At 61.4% G+C, this 13,557-nt stretch carries 16 protein-coding genes; 9 read left to right on the top strand and 7 right to left on the bottom strand.

Features of this window, described 5'->3' with window-relative positions; genetic code table 11:
* Window positions 1-20: 20 nt before the first annotated feature.
* Entirely contained in the window at window positions 21-491 is a 471-nt protein-coding gene (cynS, locus tag BK658_RS06805; RefSeq protein WP_123581642.1) for a cyanase, read from the bottom strand.
* Window positions 492-525: 34 nt separating this feature from the next.
* Window positions 526-1,188, bottom strand: a complete 663-nt coding sequence (locus BK658_RS06800) for a carbonic anhydrase (RefSeq protein ID WP_054597448.1) — start codon at window positions 1,186-1,188, stop codon at window positions 526-528.
* A gap of 252 nt (window positions 1,189-1,440) precedes the next feature.
* Here BK658_RS06800 and mdcA point away from each other — a divergent pair, with 252 nt between their 5' ends.
* The 9 genes from mdcA to madM all read left to right on the top strand — a co-directional run bounded on the left by mdcA (window position 1,441) and on the right by madM (window position 8,707).
* Complete coding sequence (mdcA, locus tag BK658_RS06795) at window positions 1,441-3,111, top strand: malonate decarboxylase subunit alpha (protein WP_123581641.1); 1,671 nt, start codon at window positions 1,441-1,443, stop codon at window positions 3,109-3,111.
* Window positions 3,111-3,986: a triphosphoribosyl-dephospho-CoA synthase gene (locus BK658_RS06790; protein ID WP_123581640.1), complete on the top strand. Its 876-nt coding sequence runs from the start codon at window positions 3,111-3,113 to the stop codon at window positions 3,984-3,986. Before mdcA ends, BK658_RS06790 begins: the two co-directional genes overlap by 1 nt.
* Window positions 3,986-4,285: a malonate decarboxylase subunit delta gene (locus BK658_RS06785; protein ID WP_123581639.1), complete on the top strand. Its 300-nt coding sequence runs from the start codon at window positions 3,986-3,988 to the stop codon at window positions 4,283-4,285. Before BK658_RS06790 ends, BK658_RS06785 begins: the two co-directional genes overlap by 1 nt.
* Complete coding sequence (locus tag BK658_RS06780; RefSeq protein ID WP_123581638.1) at window positions 4,278-5,129, top strand: biotin-independent malonate decarboxylase subunit beta; 852 nt, start codon at window positions 4,278-4,280, stop codon at window positions 5,127-5,129. The genes BK658_RS06785 and BK658_RS06780 overlap by 8 nt, the downstream gene beginning before the upstream one ends.
* Window positions 5,126-5,929 carry a biotin-independent malonate decarboxylase subunit gamma gene (gene mdcE, locus BK658_RS06775; RefSeq protein ID WP_123581637.1) on the top strand — a complete coding sequence of 268 codons (804 nt, stop codon included), beginning with the start codon at window positions 5,126-5,128 and terminating at the stop codon, window positions 5,927-5,929. Before BK658_RS06780 ends, mdcE begins: the two co-directional genes overlap by 4 nt.
* Entirely contained in the window at window positions 5,923-6,543 is a 621-nt protein-coding gene (locus BK658_RS06770; RefSeq protein WP_123581636.1) for a malonate decarboxylase holo-ACP synthase, read from the top strand. Before mdcE ends, BK658_RS06770 begins: the two co-directional genes overlap by 7 nt.
* Window positions 6,540-7,460: a malonate decarboxylase subunit epsilon gene (gene mdcH / locus BK658_RS06765; RefSeq protein ID WP_123581635.1), complete on the top strand. Its 921-nt coding sequence runs from the start codon at window positions 6,540-6,542 to the stop codon at window positions 7,458-7,460. The genes BK658_RS06770 and mdcH overlap by 4 nt, the downstream gene beginning before the upstream one ends.
* Window positions 7,461-7,524: 64 nt before the next feature.
* A complete protein-coding gene (gene madL, locus BK658_RS06760) occupies window positions 7,525-7,941 on the top strand; it encodes a malonate transporter subunit MadL (RefSeq protein WP_123581634.1) in 417 nt (138 codons plus the stop codon).
* Between the two features lies 1 nt (window position 7,942).
* Entirely contained in the window at window positions 7,943-8,707 is a 765-nt protein-coding gene (gene madM / locus BK658_RS06755) for a malonate transporter subunit MadM (protein WP_123581633.1), read from the top strand.
* Between the two features lie 111 nt (window positions 8,708-8,818).
* Here madM and BK658_RS06750 read toward each other — a convergent pair whose 3' ends face one another.
* The 5 genes from BK658_RS06750 to BK658_RS06730 all read right to left on the bottom strand — a co-directional run bounded on the left by BK658_RS06750 (window position 8,819) and on the right by BK658_RS06730 (window position 13,556).
* On the bottom strand, window positions 8,819-9,733 hold the full coding sequence (locus tag BK658_RS06750) for a LysR family transcriptional regulator (RefSeq protein WP_123581632.1): 915 nt from the start codon (window positions 9,731-9,733) through the stop codon (window positions 8,819-8,821).
* A 177-nt stretch (window positions 9,734-9,910) separates the two neighbouring features.
* The gene (locus tag BK658_RS06745) at window positions 9,911-10,954 is read right to left on the bottom strand and encodes an LLM class flavin-dependent oxidoreductase (RefSeq protein WP_123581631.1); all 1,044 of its coding nucleotides are present in this window, start codon (window positions 10,952-10,954) and stop codon (window positions 9,911-9,913) included.
* 36 nt (window positions 10,955-10,990) lie between these two features.
* Window positions 10,991-11,476: a flavin reductase family protein gene (locus BK658_RS06740; protein ID WP_123581630.1), complete on the bottom strand. Its 486-nt coding sequence runs from the start codon at window positions 11,474-11,476 to the stop codon at window positions 10,991-10,993.
* 98 nt (window positions 11,477-11,574) lie between these two features.
* Window positions 11,575-12,729, bottom strand: coding sequence for an ABC transporter ATP-binding protein (locus tag BK658_RS06735; RefSeq protein WP_123581629.1), 1,155 nt, complete (start codon window positions 12,727-12,729; stop codon window positions 11,575-11,577).
* Window positions 12,730-12,746: 17 nt separating this feature from the next.
* Entirely contained in the window at window positions 12,747-13,556 is an 810-nt protein-coding gene (locus tag BK658_RS06730; RefSeq protein WP_123581628.1) for an ABC transporter permease, read from the bottom strand.
* Between the last annotated feature and the right edge of the window lies 1 nt (window position 13,557).

Genomic DNA, 13,557 nt, shown 5'->3' with positions numbered 1-13,557 from the left:
GCCGGCCCACGTTCGTCAGCTTAAAACGGTTTGTAAGGGAGGAATTTTCCGTCCAGGGTGATCACCGCGCGGGAGCCACCTTCGGGATCTTCGACCTTCTTGATGTCCATCTTGAAGTTGATGGCGCTGATAATGCCGTCACCGAACTGCTCGTGAACAATCGACTTCAGGGCGGTACCGTAGACCTGGATCATCTCGTAGAAGCGGTAGATGGTCGGGTCGGTCGGCACGCCGCTGGCTAGAGAGCCGCGAAGCGGGATGGTTTGCAACTGGGCGACGGCGTCGTTGTCCAGGCCCAGGTGCTCGACCACCACTTTGGCAGCCGCTTCCGGCAGTGGGTGTTGGCCGAGCAGGGCAGCCGTGACATAGAGCAGGCTCAGGCCGGTGCCTTCGGTCAGGTTTTCCCAGGACAGGTCCTTGCGGGCCTTGGCTTCGAGGATTTTGCCGGTCAGGGCCAGCGTTGGGTCTTGATAAGCATGGGACTGTTGCATGGTGCTTCTCCTGCGGTTTGATGGGGTGTGTGGTTCAAGCGACGTTGGCGACAGCCCGGGCGGGCATGGCGCAGGTGTCCGGGAAATCGGCAATCGAGACGAACTGCCGGGAGACACCGTCGAGCGCGTCGATGCCGCCACTTTCGATGTCGTAGACCCAGCCGTGCAGATTCAGCGCACCTTGCTCCTGGGCCAGGCGAACGCTGGGATGAGTCTGCAGATTGGCCAGTTGAGCGATGACGTTCTCTTTGACCAGTGAGGTCAGGCGCGCTTCGTCACTGCTATGAGGACGGCCGGCATTGATCACTTTGGCGCCTTCGGAGTAGCGCAACCAATTGGCGACGGCGGGCAAGTGGTCCAGGCATTTGCACTGGGCAATGGCGGTCATCGCACCGCAATCGGAGTGCCCGCAGATCACCACATCAGTGACACCCAGTACGGCAACGGCGTACTCGACCGTGGCGGAGACACCGCCAGGCTCGGGGCCATAGGACGGTACGATGTTGCCGGCATTGCGAATCACGAACAGTTCGCCGGGTTCTTGCTGGGTCAGCAACTCCGGCACGACACGACTGTCGGAGCAGGCAATGAACAGTGTTTTAGGCGACTGGGTAGAGGCCAGATGTTTGAAGAGGCTGGAGCGCTGTGGAAATGCTTCACGCTGAAACTTGAGGAAGCCATCGATCAACTCTTTCATGGTGAAGTACCTTGCCGTTGTGGTTGGCTGAAAGAATGAACGCGCACAGCTATAGCGTCCAAGATCGATGACTTATAGTTTTTATAGGCAGGTCCTATAGTTTGGAGGGTTTGCTTAGTTTAATAGGTGCGAAGGGTAGCGAATGCGCTGGAAACATTACCCTGAGCGTAACAGTTCACCGCTCATCTTGATTGATGCCGCCCTCCATTAGCTCCTAAGGTAATTCCACGAAAGCGAACCCGTGGAGTGAGCATGACAACAACAATATCCCCCGACTCGCGCTGGACGCGGCGGCGCAGTGAAAAACAGCGCCGCCTGGAGCAGGTGCGAGGTCTCGCCGATGGCGTGGTGTTGCCCACCGACAAGATCGTTGCGGCGCTGGAGGAATTGATCCTGCCTGGCGACCGTGTGGTGTTGGAGGGCAACAACCAGAAGCAGGCGGACTTTTTATCCCGTTCCCTGGCCAAGGCCGATCCGGCCAAGCTGCATGACCTGCACATGATCATGCCCAGTGTTGGCCGCTCGGAGCACCTGGACCTGTTCGAACGAGGCATCGCGCGCAAGCTCGATTTCTCCTTCGCCGGCACCCAAAGTCTGCGCATCAGCCAGTTGCTTGAAGATGGTCTGCTGGAAATCGGCGCGATCCACACCTACATCGAACTCTACGCCCGGCTGGTGGTGGACCTGATTCCGAACGTGGTGCTCTCGGCCGGATTCATGGCCGACCGTGCCGGCAATATCTACACTGGGCCGAGCACCGAGGACACTCCGGCGCTGATCGAGCCGGCGGCCTTCAGCGACGGCATTGTGATCGTCCAGGTCAACCAGTTGGTGGACGACGTCAGCGAGTTGCCCCGCGTGGACATTCCCGCGTCATGGGTGGATTTCGTGGTGGTGGCTGACAAACCGTTCTACATCGAACCGTTGTTCACCCGCGACCCTCGGCACATCAAGCCCGTGCATGTACTGATGGCGATGATGGCAATCCGCGGGATCTATGAAAAACACAACGTTCAGTCGCTCAACCACGGTATCGGTTTCAACACCGCGGCCATCGAATTGATCTTGCCGACCTACGGCGAATCGCTGGGGCTCAAAGGCAAGATCTGCCGCAACTGGACCCTCAATCCGCACCCGACGCTGATTCCGGCCATCGAAAGTGGCTGGGTCGAAAGTGTGCATTGCTTCGGCACCGAACTGGGGATGGAGAACTACATCGCCGCTCGCCCGGACGTGTTTTTCACCGGTCGCGACGGTTCCCTGCGTTCCAATCGAATGTTCTGCCAACTGGCCGGGCAGTACGCGGTGGATCTGTTTATCGGCGCAACCTTGCAGGTGGACGGCGACGGTCATTCTTCCACCGTGACCCGTGGGCGCCTGGCCGGTTTCGGCGGCGCGCCGAACATGGGCCACGACCCGCGTGGTCGCCGCCATGGCACCCCGGCCTGGCTCGACATGCGCCACGACGATGCCCCAGAAGCGATGCTCGAGCGTGGCAAGAAGCTGGTGGTGCAAATGGTCGAGACCTTCCAGGAGGGTGGTAAACCAACCTTCGTTGAAACCCTCGATGCGGTCGAAGTGGCGAAGAAAAGCGGCATGCCGCTGGCGCCGATCATGATCTACGGCGACGACGTTACTCACCTGCTCACCGAAGAAGGTATCGCCTATTTGTACAAGGCGCGCTCCCTGGAAGAACGTCAGGCAATGATCGCGGCCGTGGCCGGGGTCACCGCCATCGGCCTGCGCCATAACCCCAAAGACACTGCGCGCATGCGTCGCGAAGGGCTGATCGCCTTGCCCGAAGACCTCGGCATCCGCCGCACCGACGCCACCCGCGAACTGCTGGCGGCGAAAAGCGTCGCCGATCTGGTGGAGTGGTCGGGTGGCTTGTACAACCCGCCCGCCAAGTTCAGGAGCTGGTAATGCACGCACTTAATCTGCAACCCAAGCGCCTGACCCCGGCCGAACGGCTGGCCGACCTGGCGGTAGACGCGCTGATCGACGAAGCCGACCTGTCGCCCAAACCGGCGCTGGTGGACCGTCGCGGCAGCGGTGCCCACAACGATTTGCACCTGGGGCTGATGCACGCCTCGGCGCTGTCGCTGTGGCCGGCCTTCAAGGACATGGCTGAAGCGGCCATCGCGTTTGGCGAAGTCGGTCTGCCGCTGCGCGAGGCCCTCGGGCAAATCGGTCGCGACGGTGAACAAACGATGCTGGCCACCACCGATGGCGTGAACACCCATCGTGGAGCGATCTGGGCTTTGGGCCTGTTGGTCGCGGCTGCCGCGCTGGAACCTGAATCCAGTGGCGCCAGCGCAGTCACTGTGCGCGCCGCGCGTCTGGCCTTACTCGAGGATCGCCATGCGCCGCGGCCGCTCAGCCACGGCGCTCAAGTGGCACAACGTTACGGGGTGCGGGGCGCTCGGGAAGAGGCACAACTGGGCTTCCCGGCAGTGATGCAATTCGGCCTGCCGCAACTCCTGCGCAGCCGCGCCACCGGCAGTGGCGAACAGAACGCCCGGCTCGATGCGTTGCTGGCAATCATGAGCACGCTTGCCGATACCTGCGTGCTTTACCGCGCAGGCCAGCAAGGGCTGGAAACGATGCAACTCGGTGCCCGGTCGGTGCTGGAGGCAGGCGGCAGCGCCAGCCTGGCCGGTCGTCGCCGGTTGCATGAGCTGGACCAACAATTAATTGCGTTGAATGCCTCGCCCGGCGGCGCTGCGGATTTGCTCGCCGCCTGTCTGTTCATCGACCGCATCTCATCCTGCGACGGAGTCATCCAGGGAGCTTTTTGATGGAAACCTTATCCTTTGAATTCCCCGCCGGGCAGCCGGCGCGGGGCAGGGCGCTGGTCGGTTGTGTCGGCTCGGGCGATCTCGAAGTGCTGCTCGAACCGGGACAGGCCGGCACATTGACGATCCAGGTGCAGACCTCGGTCAATGGCAGCCAACAGCGTTGGCAGCATTTGTTTGCACGGATGTTTGACGGCCAGACACCGCCGGCGATGACTATCGATATTCATGATTTCGGGGCCACGCCAGGCGTGGTGCGCTTGCGTCTGGAACAAGGCTTCGAGGAGATTGGCCATGACTGACAGCGCGCATTTGTTGAATAAACACAGTTTCGTCGAACTCGGTGCCCGACAACGCGCCAAGGCCTTGCTCGACGCCGGGACCTTTCGCGAATTGCTCGACCCGTTCCAGCGCGTCATGTCGCCATGGCTGTCGCGTCAGGGCGTGGTGCCGCAAGCCGATGACGGTGTGGTCATCGCCAAGGGCAGCATCGGCGGTTTGCCGGTAGTGATTGCCGCCATCGAAGGTGCATTTCAGGGCGGCAGTCTGGGTGAGGTCGGCGGGGCGAAAATTGCCGGCGCGCTGGAACTGGCGGCCGAGGACAATCGCAAGGGGATCGCCACCCGCGCCGTGCTGTTGCTGGAAACCGGTGGCGTGCGTTTGCAGGAAGCCAACCTTGGGCTGGCGGCGATTGCCGATATTCACGCGGCGATTGTTGATTTGCGCCAGTACCAGGCCGTGGTCGGTGTGGTGGCTGGCAGCGTCGGTTGCTTTGGTGGCATGTCGATTGCCGCCGGGTTATGCAGCTATTTGCTGGTCACTCAGGAAGCGCGACTTGGCCTCAATGGTCCGCAAGTGATCGAACAGGAAGCCGGGATCGAGGAGTACGACTCGCGCGACCGTCCGTTCATCTGGAGCCTGACCGGCGGTGAGCAACGGTTCGCCAGTGGGCTGGTGGATCGGTATGTGGCCGATGACGTGGCGCAGATTCAGCAGCACGTCAGCGAGTTGTTGCAGCAGGGGCTACCCGCTGAACAGCGCAGTCGCCAAGCGGATCTGTTCCTGCAACGCCTCGCCCGTCTGGACGCGATGCCACAAATCGAACCGGCGACGGTTCGCGATCTGTATCAAGGAGAGCACTCATGAACGGCTATTTCCGGAGAGGTTTGCACTGGTTTCAAGCCTTGAGTGCCGGCTCCACCGTCGTCGGCGGATTGCCCGCTTCGTTGAAGGTCGCCGATGGTATGTTGGGTGAACAGCCCGTGCGGTATATCGCTGTGGTGGCCGATCCGCAGAACCGCTTTGTCCGCGCGCGTAACGGCGAGGTCGGTTTGTTGGAAGGCTGGGGTTTGGCCAAAGCGGTGGATGAGGTGATTGAAGCCGATCGCGCCACACCGAACAAACGCGCGCTGATCGCCATCGTCGATGTGCCGAGCCAGGCCTACGGTCGCCGCGAAGAAGCCTTGGGCATTCATCAGGCGCTGGCCGCTGCTGCGGACAGTTATGCCCGTGCACGACTGGCCGGGCATGCAGTGATCGGTTTGCTGGTGGGCAAGGCGATGTCCGGGGCGTTTCTGGCCCACGGTTATCAGGCCAACCGGCTGATTGCCTTGCGTGACCCTGGGGTGATGGTTCACGCCATGGGCAAGGTCTCGGCTGCGCGGGTCACCCTGCGCAGCGTTGAAGAGCTCGAAGTGCTGGCCGCCAGCGTGCCGCCGATGGCCTATGACATCGACAGCTATGCCAGCCTCGGCCTGCTCTGGGAAACCCTGACGGTGGAGCAGGTCGAGCAGCCGACCGAGGGCGATCTGGCTAGGGTCAGCGACTGCTTGCGCCAGGCCATTGGCGACGTTGAAAGCACCGGCGCTGATTTGAGCTCGCGGCTGGGCGCGACCAATCGTGCGGCGTCGAGCAAGGTTCGCCAACTGCTGCGTGAGCAATGGTGAACGGGTTTCTGGCCCATGATCTGCTCTGGGGCCTGACCCCGGAGCAGTTGCCAGCGGACGCGCCGCAATGGGTTATCGAGGTGACACGCAAAGGTCAGCCGGTCGTGGTTCGACGCGCTTTGAGTGCCGAAGATCAGATTGCGGTAGGTGTGCGAGGACCGTTGCGCGAGCAACGTTATGCCACGTGGATGGCGGTCGAGGCGATCCTGCACCGGATTCGACCGGAAGATCTTTGCCATGTCGAGGGTGATCGCGACCTGCCGGCCTTGCAGGCCCTGGCGCAACTGCGATCGATGCTCGATGCCTGTGGTTGGGTCTGGGGCGTCAGCGGCAGCGCCGGGTTTGAGTTGGCCAGCGGTGTAACGGCATTGCATGAGCGTAGCGATCTCGACTTGATCCTGCGCACGCCGCAACCGGTGGACCGAGTTCAGGCACAGGCACTGCTGAAGCGACTGGACGCCGTTGGGTACCCGGTGGACATGCAATTGCAAACACCACTGGGCGCGGTTGCCTTGCGCGAATGGGCCAGTCCGGCAAGACGGGTGTTGCTCAAAAACGCGCACGAAGCACGGCTGGTAAATGACCCTTGGCATCCACAGGAGCAAACGGCGTGAGCAGCCTGTTGGTGTTTCCCGGCCAGGGCGCGCAGCAGCCGGGCATGCTCCATCGTTTACCCGAGGCGACTGTGTTCGAGGCGAGCGAGGTGCTGGGCGAAGATGTTTTGCTACTCGATTCCACCGAGGCGCTGAAATCGACCCGTGCGGTTCAGCTGTGTCTGCTGATCGCGGGAACAGCGGCGGCGCGCAGGTTGTTGCAGCAGGGATGTACAGCGGATTACGTGGCCGGGCTGTCCATCGGCGCGTATCCGGCGGCGGTGGTGGCGGGTGCATTGCGTTTCAGCGATGCGCTGCATCTGGTCAGCCTGCGGGGTGAGTTGATGCAACAGGCCTATCCGCAGGGCTATGGCATGACCGCGATCATCGGTCTGGACCTCGCGACCGTGGAAGGCTTGCTGTCTCGGGTTCACAGTATTGAGACACCGGTTTACCTGGCCAACATCAATGCTGATAACCAGCTAGTGATCGCCGGCAGTGATGCGGCGATGAACGCCGTCGCCGAATTGGCCCGAGGATGTGGCGCGGGGCTGGCCAAAAGGCTGGCGGTCAGCGTGCCGTCGCATTGCCCGCTGCTCGATGAGCCCGCGCAGGTGCTGGCCGAGGCGTTTGCCACGGTGCCGTTGCAGTTACCGACAATCGGCTACTTGAGTGGTAGCCGCGCCCGGCCGATCCGTTCGGTCGAGGCGTTGCGCGAGGACCTGGCGTTCAACATGTGCCGGGTGGTGGACTGGCGCGGCACCGTACAAAGCGCCTACGAGCGTGGCGTGCGGTTGCACATCGAACTGCCGCCCGGTGCGGTGCTTACCGGATTGGCGCGACGGGTGTTTGAACAAGGCACGGTGATCGCCTTCGATGGCGCGCGCCTGGACACGTTGCAAGCGCTGCTGCGTGAGGAGGGACGTCGCCAACCCTAGACACCGCTCACGCTGCGAAGGACAAAAACAATAACTTCGACGATGCACTTTGAGGACAACAACAATGATTATTTACGGTGTGGCGCTGTTGGCGATCTGTACGCTGGCAGGGGTGTTTGTGGGTGACTTGCTCGGTGTGTTGTTGGGCGTCAAGTCCAACGTCGGCGGGGTCGGTATTGCGATGATCCTGCTGATTTTGGCGAAGCTGTGGATGCACAAACGCGGCGGCATGACCAAGGATTGCGAGTTGGGTGTCGGCTTCTGGGGCGCCATGTACATTCCGGTGGTGGTGGCCATGGCCGCGCAACAGAATGTCGTCGCCGCCTTGCACGGTGGCCCGGTGGCGGTGTTGGCGGCCATCGGTTCGGTGGTGATCTGTGGTTGCACTATCGCCCTGATCAGCCGGACCCACAAAGGCGAGCAGTTACCGGACGAGCCGGTCGACAGTGTCTCGATCACGGCTCCAGCAGGAGGTCGCTGATATGTGGAATCTCATGGAAGCGGGTCTGAAACATAACGATCTGGTCACCGCGTTCGCATTCGTCGGGGTGATCATGTGGATCTCCGTCGTGCTCTCCAAACGCCTGACGTTCGGACGGATTCATGGTTCGGCGATTGCCATCGTCATCGGCTTGGTGCTGGCCTGGGTCGGCGGCACGCTCACCGGTGGGCAGAAAGGCCTGGCGGACGTCGCGGTGTTTTCCGGCATCGGCCTGATGGGCGGCGCCATGCTGCGCGACTTTGCGATCGTCGCCACGGCCTTCGAAGTTCAGGCTACCGAAGCGCGCAAGGCCGGGCTGATCGGCGCGCTCGCGCTACTGCTGGGTACCGTGCTGCCGTTTATCGTCGGGGCGAGCATCGCCTGGGCGTTCGGCTATCGCGATGCGGTGAGCATGACCACCATTGGCGCCGGTGCGGTGACCTACATCGTTGGCCCGGTAACGGGCGCGGCGATTGGCGCCAGTTCCGACGTGGTCGCACTATCGATTGCCACTGGCTTGATCAAGGCCATTCTGGTGATGGTCGGCACACCGATGGCGGCGCGCTGGATGGGGCTTGATAACCCGCGCTCGGCGATGGTCTTCGGTGGGTTGGCCGGCACTGTCAGCGGTGTGACTGCAGGCCTTGCAGCGACGGATCGGCGGTTGGTGCCGTATGGCGCGTTGACGGCGACCTTTCATACCGGGCTGGGCTGCCTGCTGGGGCCGTCGTTGCTGTACTTCATCGTTCGCGGGATTGTGGGGTAGGGCTTTGATTATTTGTTGAATAGGCTGCCCCCATCGCGAGCAGGCTCGCTCCCACAGGGGATTGCATTCCAATGTGGGAGCGAGCCTGCTCGCGATGGGGGCGCCTCGGTTTCAGATCTGCCGATTGGCATACATCCGACACTCCGCCAACAACGCCAGCAGATTCGGGTCGCGCTCCTTGGCCTTCAGAAACACCACCCCAATGTGCTGCTGCAATCGATAACGCTCCTGCAACGGGATCAGCTTCACCCTGTTCTCGTATACCGCCGCAATCCGCCCTGGCAGCAGCGCATAACCGACCCCGGAGCTGACCATGCTCAACAGGGTGAAGATGTCGTTGACCTGCATCGCCACCTTGGGCTCGAACCCCGCCTGTTTGAAAACCCGAATACCGTCCTGGTGCGTGGCGAAGCCCTGGGTCAGGGTAATGAAGGTCTCGTTGCGCACCTCGGCGAGATCAACTTCGGCCCGTTGGGCAAACGGTGAGTCGGCCGGTGTGGCGAGGAAAATGTCGTCGGAAAACAGCGGGATCTGCTCGCAGTCCGGGTCGTTGACGCTGTCGTCCAGGGACACCAGGATCGCGTCGACTTCCATGTTCTTGAGCTTGTACAACAGGTCGATGTTCGAACCGAGGATCAGGTCGATGTTGAGTTCGCTGCGGCGGATCTTCAGGCCCATGATCAGCTGCGGCACAGTCTTGACCGTCAGCGAATACAGCGAGCCGAGCTTGAAACGTTCGGCTGAGAACCCCGCGGCTTCGCGGGTCAGGCGCACGCTTTCGAGCACATCCTGAATCAGCTTCTGCGCCCGTTCTTCGAGCACATAGGCGCTTTCCAGTGGCGTCAGGTTACGCCCTTCATGCTTGAACAGCGGGCAGCGCAGTGCGCTTTCCAGCGAATGTATGGCCCGGTGCACACTGACGTTGCTGGTCTGCAGTTCGGCCGCCGCACGGGCCAGATTGCCGGTGCGCATGAACGCCAGGAACACTTCCAGCTTTTTCAGGGTCAGTTCTTCGTCGATCAGCATGGCCATTACTCTTTTTCAGTCCGTTGATTATGCCCATGCGTAGTTGTGTTGTCCGATGTGCGGTTGAGTTCGCCTTGGTTAACTTGCAGGGGCGCCAACCGTCGCTGAGGAAGACGCCGTTGCCGGCGTCTGTTGAGGCGTGGCGCCCGTTACGCAGTGAGCAGGCGCGAGGAGATTTCAGCGAAACGCTGGTACCACCTGTTTGATGAACAGCTCCAGGGATTTTTTCTTCTCCGCATGGGGCAGGCTGTTGTCGCACCAGAAGCTGAACTCGTCGACGCCCAGTTCCTGGTAATACTTGATGCGGGCGATGACCTCTTCCGGAGTGCCGATCATGGTGTTCTTGCGGATGTTTTCCAGCTCGAACTCCGGGCGCCCGGCGAATTTTTCTTCCGGGCTCGGTGCCAGGAAACCGTTGACCGGCACTTCCTTGTTGCCGAACCAGGCATCGAACGTACGGTAGAATTTCGAGATCGCCTTGGCGCCGACTTTCCAGCCTTCGGGGTCGTCGACCGCATGGACATGCGTGTGACGCAGCACCATCAATTGCGGGCGCGGTACGTCCGGATTGTTATCGAGGGCGGCCTGGAACTTGCTCTTCAGATCGAGGACTTCTTCGTCGCCCTTCATCAGCGGCGTGACCATGACGTTGCAGCCGTTGGCTACCGCGAAGTTGTGGGAATCCGGGTCGCGGGCGGCGATCCACATCGGCGGGTTAGGCTTCTGGATCGGCTTGGGCACACTGGTGGAGGTCGGGAATTTCCAGATATCGCCGTCATGGGCATAGTCGCCTTGCCACAGTGCGCGAACCACCGGGACCATTTCCCGCAGGGCTTGACCGCCGGAGGAGGCGGGCATGCCGCCGGCCATGCGGTCGAACTCTACCTGATAGGCGCCACGGGCCAGCCCGACTTCCATGCGGCCATTACTGATTACGTCCAGCAGCGCGCATTCGCCGGCAACCCGCAACGGGTGCCAGAACGGCGCGATGATGGTACCGGCGCCAAGGTGAATGGTCGTGGTCTTGGCCGCCAGGTAGGCCAGCAGCGGCATTGGGCTGGGCGAGATGGTGTATTCCATGGCGTGGTGTTCGCCGATCCAGACGGTGCTGAAGCCACCGGCCTCGGCCATCAGGGTCAGTTCGCTCAGGTCCTCGAACAGCTGCCGATGGCTGATGCTCTCGTCCCAACGTTCCATGTGCACGAACAGCGAAAATTTCATGACGCTTACCTCGAATCTTTGTTATTGGCTGTCGGTTCAGGCGAGGACGGGCAGCGCGCCCATCTTGCCGTGGCAGTACACCAGCGGGCCGGCCGTGTGATGTGGCACGATCAGGTTTTTCACCGCGCCGACCATGATCGCGTGATCGCCACCTTCATATTCGCGCCACAGCTCGCATTCGATGATTGCCGTGGCGTTGTTCAGCAGCGGGTTGCCCAGCGCGCTCAACGTCCATTCGATCCCTTGCGCCTTGTCCTTGCCTTTGCGGGCGAAGGCATAGGCCTCGTTTTGCTGGCCGCCGGAAAGAACGTGGATGGCGAAGCGCTTGTTCTTGATCAGTACCGGGTAGGAATCGGAGCTGTAGTTGGGGCAGAACAGCACCAGAGCCGGGTCCATGGACAGCGAGCTGAACGCGCTGGCGGTGAGGCCGACGATTTGCCCATCGTCATCCAGCGTGGTAATCACGGTCACCCCGGACGGAAACGAACCCATGACTTGTTTGTAGATGGCGGCATCGATCATTGGACGGTCCTCTGGTGTTGTACGACGGTTTTTATCTTTATATTGGTCTGATGGTATACCGTAATACATCGTTTGCAAGCGCTTTTTGTGAGGCCGGATCAGTGGGCGCCAGCGGCTTTGTTCAGGTCGCTTTCGGTCCATTCGGTATACACGCAAGCATCCGCAGTGGCCCAGCGCACGCGCACCGGGTCGCCGGTCTTGAGTGGCATGCCGGCGGCAGAGAGCGCCTTGACGGTCATCGACGTACCGCCCGCGGTCATCACGGTGCAGGTCTGGCTTTCACCGAGGAACAGCACCTCGCCGACCGTCGCCGAGACTTCGTTCCAGCCTGCTGCCAGGGGTTCCTGAGTGGCTTGCTGGACGCTCAATGCCTGGGCCTTTTCCGGACGCACCATCAGCAGCACGTCCTGATCAGTTTTCAGTCCGGCAGTCAGGCGGATCGACAGCGACTGGCCTTCGAAACTCGCGGCCGCATTGCCCTGGGCCTTGAGCTTGAGGAAGTTCGAGTTGCCGAGGAACGACGCAACAAAGGCATTCGGCGGGTTCTGGTAGAGGTCGTAGCCGCTGCCCAGACCGACGATCTTGCCGTGGCTGAAGATCGCGATGCGTTGGGACAGCCGCATCGCTTCTTCCTGGTCGTGGGTCACGTAGACGATGGTGATACCCAGACGCCGATGCAGTTGGCGCAGTTCATCCTGAAGGTCTTCACGGAGTTTTTTGTCCAGTGCACCCAAAGGCTCATCCATCAGCAGAATGCGCGGTTCATAAACCAGCGCCCGAGCGATGGCGACTCGTTGCTGCTGACCACCTGAAAGTTGCGAAGGGCGGCGATGGGCAAACTGTTCGAGCTGCACCAGTTTGAGCATCGCATCGACGCGCCGTTCGCGTTCGCTGGCGGCCAGTTTGCGGATGGCCAGGGGGAAGCCAATGTTGTCGCGCACTGACAGGTGCGGGAACAGCGAGTAGCGCTGGAACACCATGCCGATGTCGCGCTTGTGCGGCGGCACATTGACCAGCGACTGGCCATTGACCAGGATCTCGCCACTGCTCGGGGTTTCGAAACCGGCGAGCATCGACAGGGTGGTACTTTTACCGGAGCCACTGGAGCCAAGGAAGGTCAGGAATTCACCGTCCTTGATGTCCAGCGAGATGTTGTCCACGGCAGCAAAGTCGCCGTAGTGCTTGTTCAGGTTGCGCAGGCTGACCAGCGGCTTGTCGTTCTGCTGCGAGGAATCTTTGATGACGGCACTCATGTCGTACTCCTGGGCGCTCAGGCGCTGATTTCATTACGCCGGCGAACGGCGGTGGCGATGACCATGACCAATATCGAGAGGCCGATCAGCAGCGTCGAGGCGACGGCGATCACAGGCGTCAGGTCCTGGCGCAGGGTGGTCCACATTTTCACGGGAAGGGTTTGCAGGGTCGGGCTGGCCATCATCACGCTCAGCACCACTTCATCCCAGGAAACCAGGAAGGCAAACAGCGCACCGGCCACCATGCCCGGACGAATCGCCGGAAAGGTCACCTTGAACACCGCTTGCAGGCGTGAGGCGCCACAGATCACCGCAGCGTCCTCGATCGACTGGTCGAACAGCTTCAGCGAGTTGATGATCGAGATGATGGTGAATGGCAACGCAACGATCACGTGGCTGACCACAAAGGCGAACATTGTCCCGGTGTAGCCGAGCTTGAGAAACAGCGCGTACACCGCCACCGCGATAATCACCAGCGGCACGATCATCGGCAGGGTGAACAGGCCATAAAGCATTTCCCGTCCAGGGAAGCGCCCGCGCACCAGGGCAAACGCGGTCGGCAATCCGAGGGCTACGGCGCAGATCGTAGTCAGCACCGCGACCTTGAGGCTGGCCATGGCCGCGTTCATCCAGTCGGCGTTGGAGAAGAACTGGCCGTACCATTTCAGCGTCCAGCCCGGTGGCGGGAACACCAGCCACTGGGAGGAGCCGAAGGACAGCAGCACGATGAACACGATCGGCAACAGCAGAAACAGCGCAATCAGCCCAGTGGTGAAATACAGGCCGAAACGCATGCGTCGGCTCATGGCATTGGGGGTCAGGAGCATG

The organism is Pseudomonas brassicacearum, assembly GCF_003732175.1.
GTDB classification, from domain to species: domain Bacteria; phylum Pseudomonadota; class Gammaproteobacteria; order Pseudomonadales; family Pseudomonadaceae; genus Aquipseudomonas; species Aquipseudomonas brassicacearum_G.
This window is presented reverse-complemented; position numbering and strand designations above follow the sequence as displayed.

Excerpts from the sequence above, each read along its gene's own strand:
- mdcE (WP_123581637.1), top strand. The coding sequence starts at position 5,126 with ATGAACGGCTATTTCCGGAGAGGTTTGCACTGGTTTCAAGCCTTGAGT.
- cynS (WP_123581642.1), bottom strand. The coding sequence starts at position 491 with ATGCAACAGTCCCATGCTTATCAAGACCCAACGCTGGCCCTGACCGGC.
- BK658_RS06730 (WP_123581628.1), bottom strand. The coding sequence starts at position 13,556 with ATGCTCCTGACCCCCAATGCCATGAGCCGACGCATGCGTTTCGGCCTG.
- BK658_RS06790 (WP_123581640.1), top strand. The coding sequence starts at position 3,111 with ATGCACGCACTTAATCTGCAACCCAAGCGCCTGACCCCGGCCGAACGG.
- BK658_RS06745 (WP_123581631.1), bottom strand. The coding sequence starts at position 10,954 with ATGAAATTTTCGCTGTTCGTGCACATGGAACGTTGGGACGAGAGCATC.
- BK658_RS06735 (WP_123581629.1), bottom strand. The coding sequence starts at position 12,729 with ATGAGTGCCGTCATCAAAGATTCCTCGCAGCAGAACGACAAGCCGCTG.
- madM (WP_123581633.1), top strand. The coding sequence starts at position 7,943 with ATGTGGAATCTCATGGAAGCGGGTCTGAAACATAACGATCTGGTCACC.
- BK658_RS06785 (WP_123581639.1), top strand. The coding sequence starts at position 3,986 with ATGGAAACCTTATCCTTTGAATTCCCCGCCGGGCAGCCGGCGCGGGGC.
- BK658_RS06770 (WP_123581636.1), top strand. The coding sequence starts at position 5,923 with ATGGTGAACGGGTTTCTGGCCCATGATCTGCTCTGGGGCCTGACCCCG.
- madL (WP_123581634.1), top strand. The coding sequence starts at position 7,525 with ATGATTATTTACGGTGTGGCGCTGTTGGCGATCTGTACGCTGGCAGGG.
- mdcA (WP_123581641.1), top strand. The coding sequence starts at position 1,441 with ATGACAACAACAATATCCCCCGACTCGCGCTGGACGCGGCGGCGCAGT.
- BK658_RS06750 (WP_123581632.1), bottom strand. The coding sequence starts at position 9,733 with ATGCTGATCGACGAAGAACTGACCCTGAAAAAGCTGGAAGTGTTCCTG.
- BK658_RS06800 (WP_054597448.1), bottom strand. The coding sequence starts at position 1,188 with ATGAAAGAGTTGATCGATGGCTTCCTCAAGTTTCAGCGTGAAGCATTT.
- BK658_RS06780 (WP_123581638.1), top strand. The coding sequence starts at position 4,278 with ATGACTGACAGCGCGCATTTGTTGAATAAACACAGTTTCGTCGAACTC.
- BK658_RS06740 (WP_123581630.1), bottom strand. The coding sequence starts at position 11,476 with ATGATCGATGCCGCCATCTACAAACAAGTCATGGGTTCGTTTCCGTCC.